Source organism: Oleiharenicola sp. Vm1 (assembly GCF_047777955.1).
Classification (GTDB): domain Bacteria; phylum Verrucomicrobiota; class Verrucomicrobiia; order Opitutales; family Opitutaceae; genus Didemnitutus.
In genome coordinates, this window is the sequence record NZ_CP180537.1 from 2,985,235 (window position 1) to 3,001,146 (window position 15,912).

8 protein-coding genes and 1 pseudogene are annotated in these 15,912 nt (G+C 67.8%); 4 read left to right on the forward strand and 5 right to left on the reverse strand.

Annotated elements, in window-relative coordinates:
• Nucleotides 1-72 precede the first annotated feature (72 nt).
• On the reverse strand, nt 73-405 hold the full coding sequence (gene yajC / locus ACMYLB_RS14545) for a preprotein translocase subunit YajC (RefSeq protein WP_415907694.1): 333 nt from the start codon (nt 403-405) through the stop codon (nt 73-75).
• Nucleotides 406-489: 84 nt separating this feature from the next.
• Between yajC and speA the strand changes: the two genes are divergently transcribed.
• Nucleotides 490-2,430, forward strand: a complete 1,941-nt coding sequence (gene speA, locus ACMYLB_RS14550) for a biosynthetic arginine decarboxylase (RefSeq protein ID WP_415907695.1) — start codon at nt 490-492, stop codon at nt 2,428-2,430.
• Here the strand turns inward: speA and ACMYLB_RS14555 are convergent.
• Nucleotides 2,391-2,783, reverse strand: a complete 393-nt coding sequence (locus ACMYLB_RS14555; protein WP_415907696.1) for a hypothetical protein — start codon at nt 2,781-2,783, stop codon at nt 2,391-2,393. The two genes, speA and ACMYLB_RS14555, sit on opposite strands and share 40 nt — an antisense overlap.
• A 23-nt stretch (nt 2,784-2,806) precedes the next feature.
• Between ACMYLB_RS14555 and ACMYLB_RS14560 the strand changes: the two are divergent.
• Both ACMYLB_RS14560 and ACMYLB_RS14565 read left to right on the forward strand, forming a co-directional pair.
• Nucleotides 2,807-3,331: pseudogene (locus tag ACMYLB_RS14560) on the forward strand (alpha/beta fold hydrolase); the annotation flags it as partial.
• A gap of 161 nt (nt 3,332-3,492) precedes the next feature.
• Nucleotides 3,493-6,510: a sugar-binding domain-containing protein gene (locus ACMYLB_RS14565; RefSeq protein WP_415907697.1), complete on the forward strand. Its 3,018-nt coding sequence runs from the start codon at nt 3,493-3,495 to the stop codon at nt 6,508-6,510.
• Between the two features lie 65 nt (nt 6,511-6,575).
• Here ACMYLB_RS14565 and ppc read toward each other — a convergent pair whose 3' ends face one another.
• Together ppc and hrpB are read right to left on the reverse strand one after the other, a co-directional pair.
• A complete protein-coding gene (gene ppc, locus ACMYLB_RS14570; protein ID WP_415907698.1) occupies nt 6,576-9,242 on the reverse strand; it encodes a phosphoenolpyruvate carboxylase in 2,667 nt (888 codons plus the stop codon).
• Nucleotides 9,243-9,302: 60 nt separating this feature from the next.
• The gene (gene hrpB / locus ACMYLB_RS14575) at nt 9,303-11,849 is read right to left on the reverse strand and encodes an ATP-dependent helicase HrpB (protein WP_415907699.1); all 2,547 of its coding nucleotides are present in this window, start codon (nt 11,847-11,849) and stop codon (nt 9,303-9,305) included.
• Between the two features lie 1,398 nt (nt 11,850-13,247).
• Between hrpB and typA the strand changes: the two genes are divergently transcribed.
• Nucleotides 13,248-15,077 carry a translational GTPase TypA gene (typA, locus tag ACMYLB_RS14580; RefSeq protein ID WP_415907700.1) on the forward strand — a complete coding sequence of 610 codons (1,830 nt, stop codon included), beginning with the start codon at nt 13,248-13,250 and terminating at the stop codon, nt 15,075-15,077.
• Nucleotides 15,078-15,382: 305 nt separating this feature from the next.
• Here typA and ACMYLB_RS14585 read toward each other — a convergent pair whose 3' ends face one another.
• Entirely contained in the window at nt 15,383-15,871 is a 489-nt protein-coding gene (locus ACMYLB_RS14585; protein ID WP_415907701.1) for a hypothetical protein, read from the reverse strand.
• Nucleotides 15,872-15,912: the final 41 nt, after the last annotated feature.

Here is a 15,912-nt window from a genome sequence, read left to right on the forward strand (position 1 = left end):
GGTGTTTGTTGTTAAAGGGTAGAAACCGCGCCGGCGGCGCGGCGGGGGCGGCCGTGGCGCCGCGCGGCGCGCTCAGGCGGCGCCGTCGGTCTTCTTCACGAGGGCGTGCACGAAGCCCTTGCCGATTTCGACCTTCTGGTTGTCGGCGCCGATGCGGACGACGAAGCGGTCGTCCTTCACGCTGGTGATCACGCCGTAGATGCCGCCGGTCGTGACGATTTCGTCACCGGCCTTGAGGGCGCCGAGCATCTTTTCGTGCTCCTTCTGCTTCTTGCGCTGCGGGGCGATCAGGAGGAAATACATCGCGCCGAACATGAGCACCAGAGGCAGCATCTGCATGAGCATGGAGCCACCGGAAGGAGCGGCGGGTTGGGCCTGGGCGAGGAAGGAGGAGAATTTGGTCATTGATTCTTCGACTGAATTGAAAAATTAAAACGGCGATTAATCTAACCAGCCCAACAAAAAGCAAGCCTCCGTTCGCACACTGCCTTGAAGACCAAATCTGCCTCTAACTGGTCCGCCGCTCAATCCGAGGACCTCTACGGTTTTAAGCGCTGGGGTGCCAATCATTTCTCCGTCGACGGGGAGGGCTTCGTCCAGGTCGAGCCCATCGCCGACGGGCGCAGCATCCGCGTGATGGACGTCGTCGACGAGGCCGTGAGCATGGGCCTCAAGGCCCCGCTCGTCATCCGCTTCCAGGACAAGCTCCGCCACCGCGTCGTCCAGCTGAACGAGACCTTCCGCAAGGCGATCAAGGACGAGGGCTACAAGGGCGAATACCGCGGCGTCTTCCCCATCAAGGTCAACCAGCTCCGCGAGGTCGTCGACGAGATCGTCGCCGCCGGCAAGGACTTCAACTACGGCCTCGAGGCCGGCTCCAAGCCCGAGCTGATGATCGCCCTCGCCATGCACGAGGGCAACCAGCGCCTCATCATCTGCAACGGCTACAAGGACGACGACTACATGCGGCTCGCCCTCCTCGGCCGCAAGCTGGGCAAGAAGATCATCATCGTCATCGAGCAGCTCTCCGAGGTCGACAGCGTCATCCGCCTCGCCAAGGAGACCGGCGTGAAGCCGATGATCGGCTTCCGCGTAAAGCTGCAGACGCGCGGCGAAGGCAAGTGGTCCTCCTCCACCGGCGACAACGCCAAGTTCGGCCTCAACACCGCCGAAGTCCTCTTCGCCGTCGAGAAGCTCCGCGCCGCCAAGATGCAGCAGGCGCTCAAGCTCGTGCATTTCCACATCGGCTCGCAGGTGCCGAACATCATCACGATCAAGGCCGCCGTCACCGAAGCCGCGCGCTTTTACTGCCAACTCTTCAAGATGGGTTTCCCGATGGGCTACCTCGACTGCGGCGGCGGCCTCGGCATCGACTACGACGGCTCGCGCACGAACTTCGAGTCGTCGATGAACTACTCCCTCGACGAATACGCCCGCGACATCGTCTTCAACGTCCGCGAAATCTGCACCGCGATGGACGTGCCGTTGCCGGACATCGTCACCGAGTCCGGCCGCGCCGTCGCCGCGCCGCACTCGATGCTCGTCGTCGAGGTCTTCGAGCGCATCAACAAGCGCGAATCCCTCGGCAAGCAGCACCAGCCGAAGTCGAAGCACAAGATCGTCACCGACATGGAGGTCTTGCTGAAGAACAAAGCCAAGCTCGGCCGCCTCGAGCGCTACCACGACGCGCTGCAGAAAAAGGAAGAGGCCTTCTCGCTCTTCAACCTCGGTTACCTCGACCTCGAGAACCGCGCCGCCGCCGAACAGATCTTCTGGCAGATCTGCGAGCAGATCGACAAGGAGGGCAACGCCTCCGGCTACCAGCCCGAGGAGCTGCACGACCTCAAAAAACTCCTCGCCGACCAATACGTCTGCAACTTCTCGGTCTTCCAGTCGCTCCTCGACTCCTGGGCGCTCAAGCAGCTCTTCCCCGTCACGCCCCTGCACCGCCTCAACGAGAAGCCGACCGTCAACGCCATCCTCGTCGACATCACCTGCGACTCCGACGGCAAGATCGGCAGCTTCATCGACCTGCAGGACCAAAAAGATTACCTCCAGCTCCACCCGCTGAAACACGGCCAGTCCTACTACCTCGGCATCTATCTCACCGGCGCCTACCAGGACATCATGGGCGACCTGCACAACCTCTTCGGCCGCGTGAACGAGGTCCACGTGTTCCTCGAGGACGACGAGCCCAACGGCTTCTACATCGAGGAGGCGCTCGCCGGTTCCCGTGTCGCCGACGTCATCGAAGGCGTGCAATACCAGTGGGAAGAACTCTGCCGCCGCGTGAAACAGCAGATCGACCACGCGACGAAGAAGGACCTGATCAAGCCGCGCGAAGGCGTCCGCCTGGTCGAGTTCTACGAGTCGCAGATGCTCGCCAAGACCTACCTCAACATCGTCCCGAAAAACGGGAAAAAGAAGTAGCGCCGGCTTCCGGCCTGCAAACCCAAGAATGTAGGGCGGGGTCGCCGGGCCCCGCCGAGAAAGCCGCGATGCCGCCGCGCCTCCTCGTCCTCCTCAGCGCCCTCCTCGCCACCGCGTCGCTTCTCCGCGCCGACTCCGCCCCCGCTGCCGGCGTCGCGCCAAACTACGGCAACGACGCCGCGCACGGCCACTACGCCGCGGTCAACGGCATCCGGCTTTACTACGAGACCTACGGCTCCGGCGCGCCGCTCGTCGTCCTGCACGGCAACGGCGGCAATCTCGCCGCCATGCGGCACCAGATCGATTTCTTCCGCGCGACGCGCCAGGTCATCGCCGTCGACAGCCGCGGCCACGGCCGCAGCGAAATGGGCGCGACTCCCTCACCTACGAGAAAATCGCCGACGACGTCGCCGCCCTGCTCGCGCAACTCCACGCCTCGCCCGCCGACGTCATCGGCTGGAGCGACGGCGGCATCGTCGCCCTGCAGCTCGCCTTGCGTCACCCGCAGCGCGTCCGCCGCATCGCCCTCTCCGGCGCCAATCTCGACGTCGCGGCCCTCAAGCCCGAGGACCTCGCCAGCATGCGCGCGGAACTCGCCGGCGTCCGCGCCAAGCTCGCCGCCGGCGACCGCGCGCCGCGCCTGCTCCAGCTCGAGCAGCACCTCGTGCTCATGGTCGACCAGACGCCCATCACGCCCGCCGATCTCCGCCGCATCACCTGCCCCGCCCTCGTGCTCGCGGGCGAGCACGACATGATTCCCGAGCCGAGCACGCGCGCCATCGCCGCCGGCCTGCCGCACGCCCAGCTCCACATCTTTCCCGGTGCCAGCCACGGCGCGCTCCAGGAAGTTCCCGCGGAGTTCAACCGCGTCGTCGCCGAGTTCCTCGCCGCAAGGCCCTGAGCTCGCCGCCGCTCCTGCGGCGACGAGACCGTTTTCCCGAAGAAGCGGACCGGCCCCGGCGCCGCTGCCCCACGGTGCGCATCCCTCCATTGAGGGGCCGCGTATGAGACGTTTCGCGATTGTTGCTCCGCAACCGCTTCCCGTAGCCTTGCCGCACCCCTATGCGTTTGCCCCTCGTTCTACTCGCGCTCACGGCTGCGCTCACCCTCCGAGCCGAGCGCCTCACCGTCAACTTCAACGCCGACTGGCGCTTCACGAAATCGGATCCCGCCGGCGCCGCCGCGCCCGGGTTCGACGACGCCGCCTGGACCACCGTCACGACGCCTCACACCTTCAACGACGTCGACACCTTCGACAACTGGTCGCTCCCCGGCCACCGCGGCGAGCAGGAGCAGTGGAGCGGCCGCACGTGGTATCGGAAACACTTCGCCGCCCCCGCCGCGTGGCGCGGCAAGAAGGTCTTCATCGAATTCGAGGCCGTGCGCCAGGTCGCCGAAGTCTACCTCAACGGCACGAAGCTCGGCACCGCCAAAGGCGGCTTCACGCCGTTCGGCTTCGACCTCACGCCGCACCTGCGCTTCGACGCGCCGAACGTCCTCGCCGTGAGGGTCGACAACCGCTTCGCCAAGGACCCGCTCGACCCGTCGCTCGCGCCGCAGGCCGCCACGAACGAGAAAACCCATCCCAACCTCGGCCAGCTCTCGCAGCAGTTCAACGAGACCATCCCCGCCACGCTCGACGAACTCCAGGCCGACCAGATTCCGTGGAACAACCCGCACTGGCATCCCGCCCACGGCGGCATCTACCGCAACGTCCGCCTCCACGTCACCGACCCGCTGCACGTCACGCTCCCGCTCTACTCGTTTCTCCAAACCGAGGGGCCCTACGCCTACGCCACGAACGTCACCGCCGAATCCGCCGACTTCGCGCTCGAAATCCCCGCGCGCAACGAGCGCCCGACCGACGATTGTTTCACCGTGGCCGCCGCGCTCTTCGACGCCGACGGCCGCGAAGTCTGGCGCGGCGCGCAGGACGTCGCGCTCGCCGCCGGCGAGACGAACACCTTCAAGTTCACCGCCCAGCTCCCGCAGCCGCGCCTCTGGGAGCCCGGCTACCCGCACGTCTACTGCTGCGCGATCGAGCTCCGCACCAAGGACGCCGTGATCGACCGCACCGAGATCCCCCTCGGCATCCGCGCCGTGCGCTGGGACGCCGCCACCGGCCTCTGGATCAACGGTGCGCACACCAAGCTCCACGGCTGGGGCCAGAAGCCGACCAACGAGTGGCCCGGCCTCGGCGCCGCCCTGCCCGACTGGCTGCACGCCTACACCTCGCAGCTCATGCACGACGCCGGCGGCAACTTCATCCGCTGGGGCCACACGCCCGCGGGCCCCGCCCAGATCCGCGCCGGCGACGAGCTCGGCATCGTCACGCTGCAACCCGCCGGCGACGGCGAGCACGACACCGTCGGCGGCGCGTGGGCGCTGCGCCTCGCCAACTTCCGCGACGTGCTGATCTATTACCGCAACAACCCGTCGATCTTCATCTGGGAAGGCGGCAACCAGAAGGTCACGCGCGAGCACGCTGCCGCACTGCGCGCGCTGATGGACCGCTACGATCCGCACGGCGGCCGCGCCTACGCCCACCGCCGCGCCGACCAGATCACGGCCGAGTTCATGGACGTCGGCATCGGCACCGAAGGCGGCCGCGAGATCGCGCGCCTGCCCGTCGTCGAAGGCGAATACGACCGCGAGGAGTCGCCCCGCCGCGTCTGGGACGACGCCTCGCCGCCGAACTTCGGCTACCCCGAGGCCAAGGGCCAGACCTACCAGCTCACCTCCGAGCAGTTCGCGGTGAACCAGGTGAAGCACTACGTCACCAAGCTCGGAGCCGGCAACCACGCCGGCGGCGCCAACTGGATCTTCTCCGACAGCACGAGCGGCGGCCGCGTCGCGGTGGAAGTCGCCCGCACCAGCGGCGAGGTCGACGGCGTGCGCCTGCCCAAGGAAGCCTACTTCGTCTGCCAGGTGATGTTCACCTACACGCCGCGCGTGCACCTCGTCGGCCACTGGTCCTACCCGGCCGGCACGAAGAAAACCGTCTACGTCGCCGCCAACACCGGCGGCGAGGTCGAGTTGTTCCTCAACGGCCGCTCCCTCGGTCGCGCGCAGCCGGAGAACCGTTTTCTCTACACGTTCCGCGACGTCGCCTTCGCACCCGGCGAGATCAAGGCCGTCGCCTACGACCGGGCCGGCCGCGCCGCCGCCACCACCGCGAAGCACACCGTCGGCCCGGCGGTCGCACTGCGCCTGACGCCGATCACGGGCCCCGACGGCTGGCGCGCCGACGGCGCCGACATCGCGCTGCTCGACGTCGAGGCGGTCGACGCCCGCGGCGAGCGCGTCCCGACCTTCCAGCAGCGCGTCGACTTCGCCGTCGCCGGCCCCGCCGTCTGGCGCGGCGGCTACAACAGCGGTAAAATCGACTCCATCAACCACACCTTCCTCGACCTCGAGGCCGGCATCAACCGCGTCGCGCTGCGCAGCCTGACCGCGACCGGCCCGGTCACTGTCCGCGCGAGCTCCGCCGGATTGCAATCCGCGGCCATCACCCTCACGCCGCGCACGGTGGCCGCCGACGAGCCGCCGGCGTGGCCGAAGTTCACCCTGCCCGCCGCCCCGCAGCGCCAGCCCGCCGAACTCGCACCGCGCGCCGACGCCGTCGCCGCCATCCCCGCGGGCCAGGCCGGCCGTTTCATCAAGACCTTCAACTACACCGGACCCAACGCCTCGATCGTCCACATCGAGACCAACGCGCAGAACGGCCGCAACGCCTACGTCGACGTCGAGTCGCCCTTCAAGGCCCTGCCCGCCGCCCTCTCCGGCGCCGACTGGGTGCAGGTCGACAACCGCGATGCCCGCTATCACGCCGTCGACCTGATGGAACTCGCCACCGCCGCTCCCGCGGTCGTGACGATCGCCCACGACGACCGCCTGCCGCGCCCGCCGTGGCTTGGCGATTTCGCGCCGACGGGCGAGCAACTCGTCGTGAACGGAGTCACGCTCTCGCTCTTCGCCCGCCGCCTCGACGCCGCCACCAGCCTCACCCTCGGGCCGAATACCGAGCAGGCCAACCCCGAACAGGCCGCGATGTATCTGGTCTTCGTGAACGCAAAGTAGGGCCGGCTTCAGCCGGCCCCAAGGCTACGAACGCATACCCGGTCCGGATAAATCCGGACCTGCTCTCACCCCGTGTTCTTCAACCCCGCGGCGATGCCGCTCACCGTCAGCTCGATCACGCGCTTGGCTTCGCGGCGCGCGGCGTCGGACAGTTTTCCCGCGCGCAGGCGGCGGATCATCTCCACCTGCAGGTAGTTCAGCGGGTCGATGTAGGGATTGCGTTGCTTGATCGAGTTCGCGAGCACGGGCTCGCCGCCGAGCAGGTGATTCTGCCCGGCGACCGCGAGCACCCATTTCTCCGTGCGGCGGAACTCCGCCGCGATGCGCTCGAAGATGCGTTCGCGCAGCGTCGCGTCCTCGACCAGGCCGGCGTAGATGCGCGCGATGCCGAGGTCGGCCTTGCCGAGCGTGAGCTGGGTGTTGTCGATCAGCAGACGGAAGAACAGCCACTCGCGATACATCGTGCGCAGCTGCTCGAGGCCGCCGTCGCGCGCGGCGTGCTGCTCGAGCGCGGAGCCGAGGCCGAACCAGCCGGGCAGGTTGAAGCGGCTCTGCATCCACGAGAAAACCCACGGGATCGCGCGCAGGTCCGCCAGCGTGCGCGGGCCGGCCTTGCGGTAGGACGGGCGCGAGCCGAGCTTCAGCTCGCCGATCTCGTCGATCGGCGTCGCCTGCTGCCAGAAGGTCAGGAACTCCGGATCGTGCACCAGCGCGCGGTAAACCTCCGTGCTGTGGGCGCTCATCGCCGCCATCGCCGCCGGCCAGTCCGGGGCCAGAGGCGTGCGCTCCGCGCGCGCCGCCTGCGAGCCGAGGATGACGCCGTAGGCCATCTGCTCCAGCACGCGGTGCGCGATGTCGACGTCGTGGTAGCGCGTCGAGAGCACCTCGCCCTGCTCGGTGATGCGGATGCCGCCGTTTTTCAGGCCCACCGGCTGCGCCAGCACGGCCTTGGCCGCCGGACCGCCGCCGCGCGCAATGCTGCCGCCGCGACCGTGGAAGAGCGTCAGGCCGATGCCGCGGCCGTGCACGACGGCGGAAATGGTCTCCTGCGCCTCGTAGAGCGCCCAGTTGGCGGCGAGGAAGCCGGCGTCCTTGTTGCTGTCGGAATAGCCCAGCATCACGTGCTGGTGGTTGCGCTGCCGCTTCAGCCAGCGCCGGTAAACCGGATTATCGAACAACTGCTCCAGCACACGCGGCGCGTTCTGCAGGTCGTCGAGCGTCTCGAACAGCGGCGACACCGGCAGGTTCGTCCCCGCCACCGTCTGCAGCAGCACGACTTCGAGCAGATCCGAGACGTCGTTGGTCATGCTGACGATGTAGATGCCGAGCGCCTCGGGCGGGGCGCCGCGCACGGCGTCGAGGGACTCCAACGCGGCCTTCAGGTCGCCGGTGGCGTCGGACGGCGCCGGCGGCGGGGCCTTGATCGCGCGCGAAAGCAGGCGGCACTTCTCGGCTTCGGGCAGCTCGGGATAGTCGTCGCGCCCGAGCAGCGCGGCGACCGCGCGCGCATGCCACGCCGAGTGCTGGCGAAGGTCGAGGCGGGCCGTGTGCAGGCCGAAGGTCGCGGCGCGGCTCTCGACGTCGCGCAGGGTGCCGTCGGCGATCACCGCGGCGCGGCTCCGGCGCAGGCTGGCGTCGATCGCGGCGAGCGCCTCGCGCAGCTCCGGCTCCGTCAGCGGATGCTTCGGGTCGCGCAGGCGCGAGCGCAGCGTGAAGACGAGCAGGCGATACGGTTCGAACTCGTGGCGGCGCTTGATCTCGTCCCAGTCGGGCGAGTTGCGCCCGAGCTTCTCCGCCAGGCGCACCAGCGCCGGGGCCGCCGGCTCGCGCAGCGAGGAGAGCGTGAGCGACCAGCCGAGGCGCTGGAGGCCGCGGCCCATGGCGGTCAGGGCGAGGTCGCGTTCGAGCTTCAGCACGCTGCGGGTGACGTCGCCGGTGACGAAGGGATTGCCGTCGCGGTCGCCGCCGATCCACGAGCCGAAGCGCAGCCAGCCCTGCGGCGGGCGCACCGTCGGGTAGTGTTTCGCCAGCGCCGCCGCGAGGTCGCGCTGCAGCTCGGGCAGCACATGGTAGAGCGTGCGCTCGAAATACCACAGTCCGGTGCGCGCCTCGTCGATCACGGTCGGCGGCGTCGGGCGGCCGCGGTCGGTCAGCCAGAGCGACACGATCTCGCGCTCGATCTCCGGGCTCGTCGCCATCGCGGACACGGAGGTGTGGCGCAGCACCTCGGCCAGCGCCGCGAGCTTGGTCAGCAAGGTGCGGCGCTTGGCCTCGGTCGGATGCGCCGTGAACACGAGCTCGATGGCGAGCTGGTCGAGCACCGCCTGCACCTCCGCGGACGACACGCCCCGGCGCTTCAGCTCCGCGACGGCGGCGGCGATGGACTCCTTGCGGTGCTCGGGATCGGCCCGGCGCGCGCGCAGCAGGCGGATGCGGAAGTTTTCCTCGGCGAGATTGACCAGTTCGAAGAAGAGCGTGAACGCCATCGCCTGGTTCAGCGCCTGGCGCGGCGAAAGGCGGCGGACGCGCGCGGCGAGCTTCTCCGCCGCGGCCGTCTTGCCGGCGCGACTCTCCTTGGCCAGCCCGCGCAGCTCCTCGACGAGCTGGAACGTCGGGGTGCCCTCCAGGCGCTCGATGATCGAGCCCAGTCGGGCACCCAGCGTGCGCACCTCCGCGCGGAGCTGCGGCAGTTCGTCGATGGCGTGGTGAGGCGTGGAAGGAGCGGCGGACATCGGGGCGAGGGCAACTTGCGCCGGTCGCGAAACCGGCTCAACGCCTCACGGCGTCATAGCCTAGCGCCATTCGTGCCGCGGGTAGCGGCGGGACAGCTCGGTCTTGATCTTCGGATACTGGTCGCGCCAGAAGTTCGACAGGTCGTCCGTGACCTGGATCGGGCGCTGGTTCGGGGCCAGCACCTCGATCTTCACCGGCACGCGGCCGTGGCCGAGGGTGAACTTGGAGCTGACGCCGTAGAGTTCCTGGATGCGCGCGCTGAGCACGGGCGGGCCGTCCTTTTCGTAGCGCACCCGGGCCTTGCGGCCGTTGGCCATCTCGATGCGCTCGGGCAGATACTCGTCGAGGACGGCGAGCTGCTCCGGCAGCAGCCAGTCGCGCAACACGGGCATGACCGGCTTGTCCTTCAGCTCGCGCGCGCCGTAGCTGCCGTAGCAAATCTGCTCGATCAACGTGGCGCGATCGGCGTCGGTGATCGGGTTGACCTCGAGCTCGGGCCACCACTTGGCCAGGCAGTTGACCCGCGTGATCCAGTGTTCGACCGACTCGTTCCACTCGGTGAGTTCGATGCGGCCGGCCAGGACCTCGCGCGCCAGGAGCGCGGCCGCCTGCCCTTCCGGCGGTTCGTCGGCGGTCTGCTTCGACTCGAGCACGAGGTCGCGGAAGCGCCGCTCCCTGCGCGCGAGCACGCGGCGCTGCGTCTCGTCGTAAACCACGCCGCCGGCGTCCTGGAAATCCTCCGGGAACAGCTCCTTCAGCCAGGCCTCCTCGACGGCGGTGTTGAGGTTCAGGATCGTGTTCACTTCGCCGCGGCTCTCGATCTCGGTGATCTCGGCGGCCACGAACAGCGGCGAATGCTGGATCACGCTCTCCCGCGCGAGCACTCCCTTGCGCGCGTGCACGAGTTCGCACCGCAGCGTGCCCTTGTCGAGGCGGCGCGCGAGGTGGTCGCTGAAGCCCAGCAGCACGCACTTGCGCACGGCGACGCCGTCGATGCGCTTCTCCGCCACGTCGAGTTTTTCCGCCGCGGCGATCTCGAGGAACTGTTCGAAGAGCGGGCCGACCTGCCGCACCGCCTGCACGTGGATGCCGAGGCGGCGGCAGGCATCCATGTGGTAGTTCGCCTTGTCCGCGTAGCGCCACGCGCGCATGAGCAGGAAGAAATCCGACTCGCTCTCCGCGCCGAAGAGTTCCTCGCGCGCCTCCTCGGTGCGGCGGTCGACGCCGCGGAGGAGGAAGTTGCGCCCCTGCGTCAGCGCCGCCATCAGCGCGACCGAGCGCACGCAGCCGTAATCCTGCGCGGCGAGGAACATCCGCGCGTAGCGCGGGTGCATCGGGAAGCGCAGCATGCGCCGGCCGACCTCGGTGATGGCCTTCTGCGGCCCGTGCAGCGCGCCGAGGTCCTCCAGCAGGGTTTCCGCACGCTCGAGCGCCTTGGGCTCGGGTTTCTCCAGCCAAGGGAAGCCGTAGATGTCGTCGATGCCGGCGGCCTTGAGCGTCAGCACCACCTCGGCGAGATCGAGGCGCTTCACCTCGGGCAGCTCCTGCAGCGGGCGCTGGGCGTGTTCGCGGTCGGTCCACAGCCGCAGGCAGACGCCGGGCGCGGTGCGGCCGGCGCGGCCGGCGCGCTGGTCGGAGGACGCGACGGAAATCTTCTCGATCAACAGCGTGTTGATGCCGCGGTGCGGATCGTAGCGCGCGACGCGGGCGAGGCCGCTGTCGACGACCGCGGTCACGCCGTCGATCGTGAGGGAAGTTTCCGCGACATTGGTCGAGACGATGATCTTGCGCGTCTCGTAGCGGGCGACGGCACGATCCTGCGCCTCGGGCGGCAGCTCGCCGTGCAGCGGGAAGCACGCGAAGCCGCGGAGCGCGTGCGAGCCCTGGATCTCCTGCACGGTGCGGCCGATCTCGAACGCGCCCGGCATGAACACGAGAATGTCACCCGACGTCTGCGCCGCGATGCGCTCGCACTCGCGCGCCGCGACGGCCCAGACGGGATCGTGCTCGAAATTCACCGTCTTCGGCAGGTAGTCGACGCGCACCGGGAAGGTGCGCCCCTGCGACGTGAGCACCTCGCACGGCGCGAGGTAGTCCTTGAGCAGCGCCGCGTCGAGCGTGGCGGACATCACGACGAGCTTCAGGTCGGGGCGCCGCGTCTGCTGGATCTGGATGGCGCGCGCGAGCGAGATGTCGCCGTAGAGGTGGCGCTCGTGAAACTCGTCGAACACGATCGCGCTGATGCCGCGCAGCGTCGGGTCGAAGGACATTTGCCTCAGCAGGATGCCCTCGGTGACGAAGCGGATGCGCGTCGCCTCGCTCACGCGCGAGTCCAGGCGGATCTGGTAACCGACGACGTCGCCCAGGCGAGTGCCGACCTCCTCGGCCACGCGCTTGGCCAGCATGCGCGCGGCGAGCCGGCGCGGCTGCAGCACGACCACCTCGCCCCGCTCGCCGAGCAGGCCGTGGGCGAGCAGCATCTGCGGCACCTGCGTCGACTTGCCCGAGCCGGTCGGCGCCTGGACGATCAACCGCCCCTGCGCGCGCAGCGACGCCACGAGTTTCGACTCGAGTTCGTAGATGGGCAGCTGGCACGGATCAGGCATGAAAAGCGCGTGACAAAGGCGTGACGCGAAGCGGTTGAGAAGTCGGAAAATCGCGTCCGCGGTCAATGCTCTTTCAACCGGCGGCGGGCGGTGCATCCCGCTCGCCGGACGGTCCTTCCCCCACCCCACGGACAACCGATGCGCAGCGCGGGATTTGCTGTGAACAACCCGTGAGCAACGTGCCGCTCAGAAGTTATTCACCGCGCGCCTAGGTGAGCAACTTGGTGGTAAGAACCGGTAGACTTCCGATGCGCGCCGGCGCACATTATCCACGTTCCTTGATAGAACAGTCGCAGCGCGGCGGCATGAAAAACCCGTCGAAGGCGCGGCTGGGATAATCCCGGGCAACCGGGGAAAGGGCGGCCGCAACTGGTGTGGTCGTCCCCTCCTCTGCGAATAGCGGGGACAGGCATATGTCACCAGTTCCTCTGGACGGTGTCGCAACCGATCCAGTCATGCGACTAGGAACTGTGCGGCGAGGCGCGAAGTAGAAACCGCGTTCGAGCCGAGTCAGGTCCGGGGCCAGTTTCGGGCTCCGCACTGATGCAGTTACCCAGAGGGTTACGGCTGCTACTGCACGACCAGGACGCAGCGATCGTTTCGGGAGAGTTAAAAGCCCTCCAAAAGGCCCGGCTGACGCTAATCGGCTGGGCGCGCAAAGAAAGGATCGCGGCGTGGAGCGGCGCGGGATGGCAACAACCCGCCAGCCTTCCAAGATGGGGCGGTCCCGCAAACCGGGATCACCCAACTGCAAGTCGAACGCAGCCTGAGAGGTAAGAGGTCAGACCCGTCGCACGGGGCCAACGCACTGCCAAAAGTGGTGGCCGTCCCCGTGGTCAAGGTGCCGGTGCGAACTGTATTCTTGCAGGCGTCCCAGCACCCGTCCGGCGAGCGAACCACCGGCAGGTGGTCACCGAACCGGGCGTAGAGGCCTCACTCGATAGATCCCGCGTCTGAAAGGGCCGGGACGGTCCCGCTATGAGACCGAGAGCATCGCTTGCCGCGGTGAGTAGCGTCGGGAAACACTTGGCCCGCCAACCGGCGAGAGCGCCCAACAGGTGTGAATGGGAAAGAGCGCGTGGCGAACGCCCACCCCCGAATTTGGCCCGGGCTCCGCAAGGAGTCCGGGCCTTTTTCTTTTTATAGAACCCCTTTGGCAACGCGCCGGGCAGAAACTTTTGCCCGGAACCACGAGCTTAAAAGCTTGGCCCGGCGCGTTGTCCGTGGGTTTGGCCGCTTTTCGCCATAGTGGGGCCGGTCCTTCGGGACCGGCCCTTTTTTGTTGCCGTCCCGCGCCGCCCGGCGCCGTGCCGCGGATTGCGTTCCGGTTCCTTCTTGCCAAGCCTCGGCGCGAGCCGCACCGTGACCCCTTTTCCCTTTCACAACGAGCCGCCCGGCATGAACCAGAACATCCGCAATATCGCCATCATCGCCCACGTCGACCATGGCAAAACCACCCTCGTCGACAAACTCCTCAAGGAGGGCGGTGCCTACCGCGCCAACCAGCAGGTCGAGGAACGCGCCATGGACTCCATGGACCTCGAACGCGAAAAGGGCATCACCATCAAGGCCAAGAACACCTCCGTCCACTGGCAGGACAAGACGATCAACATCGTCGACACGCCCGGACACGCCGACTTCGGCGGCGAGGTCGAGCGCGCCCTCCGCATGGTCGACGGAGTCCTCCTGCTCGTCGACGCCTACGACGGCCCGCAGGCGCAGACGCGCTTCGTGCTCCGCAAGGCCCTCCAGCACGGCCTCAAGGTCGTCATCGTCATCAACAAGATCGACCGCGACAACGCCGACCCGGTGAAGATGTATGACAAGGTGCTCGAGCTCCTGATGGAGCTCAACGCCACCGAAGAGCAGTTCGACGCGCCCGTCGTCTACGGCTCCGGCCGCGACGGCTACATGATGTATCACCTCGGCGACGAGAAGAAGGACATGACGCCGCTCTTCGAGACCATCCTCGAGCACGTCCCGCCGCCCTTCGCCAAGCCGAACGAGCCGTTCCACATGCTCGTCTCCAACATCGACTGGAGCGACTACGTCGGCCGTATCGCCATCGGCAAGATCCTCGGCGGCACCGGCAAGATCGGCGACACCGTCCACGTCATCCGCAACGCCACCGGCACGCGCGTGAAGGCGAAAATCACCAAGGTCTTCGAATACTCCGGCCTCGGCACCAACGAGTCCGTCGCCGCCACCGCCGGCAACATCGTCGGCCTCTCCGGCTTCGAGGACATCGACATCGGCGACACCATCACCGCCGACGAGAACGGCCACGCCCTGCCCTTCACCCAGATCGACCCGCCGACGCTCGAGATGCAGATCGGCGTCAACGACGGCCCGCTCGTCGGCACCGAGGGCAAGCTCGTCACCTCCCGCCAGGTCCGCGAGCGCCTCTTCCGCGAGGTGAAGACCAACGTCTCCATCTCCGTCGAGGACTCCGACCGCGCCGGCGTGTTCAACCTCAAGGCGCGTGGCGCCATGCAGGTCGCCGTGCTCGTCGAAACGATGCGCCGCGAAGGCTTCGAGATCACCGTTTCCCGCCCGACCGTCATCGAGCGCATCGTCGAAGGCAAACGCCACGAGCCCTACGAGAGCGTCTGGATCGAGGTGCCCGACGAGTGCGTCGGCGCCATCATGCAGAACCTCGCCAACCGCAAGGGCCAGATCACGAACATGGAGAAGCACCACTCCACGACGATGATCGAAGCGGTGATCACGACCCGCGGCCTCATCGGCCTCGAGATCGACATCGTCAACGCCACCAGCGGCCGCGGCGTCATGTCGCACCTGTTCAAGGAATACGGCCCCTACGTCGGCGAAGTGCTCACGCGCCTCACCGGCACGCTCATCGCGACCGAAGCCGGCGAAACCACCGCCTACGCCCTCGTGATGTGCCAGGAGCGCGGCAAGCTCTTCGTCAGCCCCGGCGAGCGCGTCTACGAAGGCATGATCATCGGCGAAAACCCGCGCAACGAGGACATCGCCGTCAACGCCGTGCGCGAAAAGAAACTCACCAACTTCCGCTCGCAGGGCGAAGGTGTCGCCGCCGGCCTCACGCCCGCGACGAAGCTCTCGCTCGAGCGCGCGATCGAATACATCGCCGCCGACGAGCTGGTCGAGGTCACGCCGCAGAACATCCGTCTGCGCAAACGCGTGCTCAAGGAAACCGAGCGCCGCAAGATCGAGCGCGCCTCCCGCAAGGCGAGCGACGAGTAAGGCCCTCTCGGCCACAACAACGGCCAGCGCCCCTTCGGCGCTGGATTGACCAGGGCGGCTTCACGGCCGCCCTGCTTCGTTTTCGGCCCCGGAAGCGCCGTTGCTTCATCTCCCTGCGCTTTGGTTTCCTCCGCCGCCAAGCGCATCGCGCAAGCGATCAAGGCGATTGCGCACCACGCCGACCGCGTGGTGCGAACGACCGAGATCGTTGCGCGGGCGGTTTGCCCGGGCCGAGGCCGGTCGCGCGCCCCTGTTGCCCGTCAGCGGAACGCCATCCGGCAATCGCCTTCCCAGCGGCTTTCTGGCTACGCGCCGCCCGCCTGCCGGCCCTCTTGCCCGGCAATGCTCGTGATGTGACGCGCGAAGTCGGGATCCTCGCCCTCGAGCAGCTTCGGCAGCATCTCGCGGAAATCCGCCCGCCGGCACCACGCCCGCATGTAGTCCTCCCACGTCTGCCAGAGACGCGCGGCCTGCCGGGTCATTCTCTCCTCGTAGACGAGGATGTAGGCGCGCTCGAACAGCGCGATCAGGATCTCGAAGAGCAGCTCGCGGCGCTCCCGCTGCTCCGGCGTCAACTGCGCCGCCGTCACCGTCGTCGTCATCAGCCGCAGGTCCGCGTGGTCGAGCACGAGCTTGAGGAACTTCTCGTAGTCGTCGGCGAGCTGGAGGTAGACCTCCTCGTCGTCGTTCATGCGCTCCTTGCGCCGGTCGAGCACGTAGACCGCGATCGCCAGCGGCAGGCCGATGATGGTCACCGCATAGCTCAGCGCCTCGAGCCATTCGAGCCAGGACATGCGGCAAGATGCCCCAGCTCCCGCACCCGGTCAAACGACCG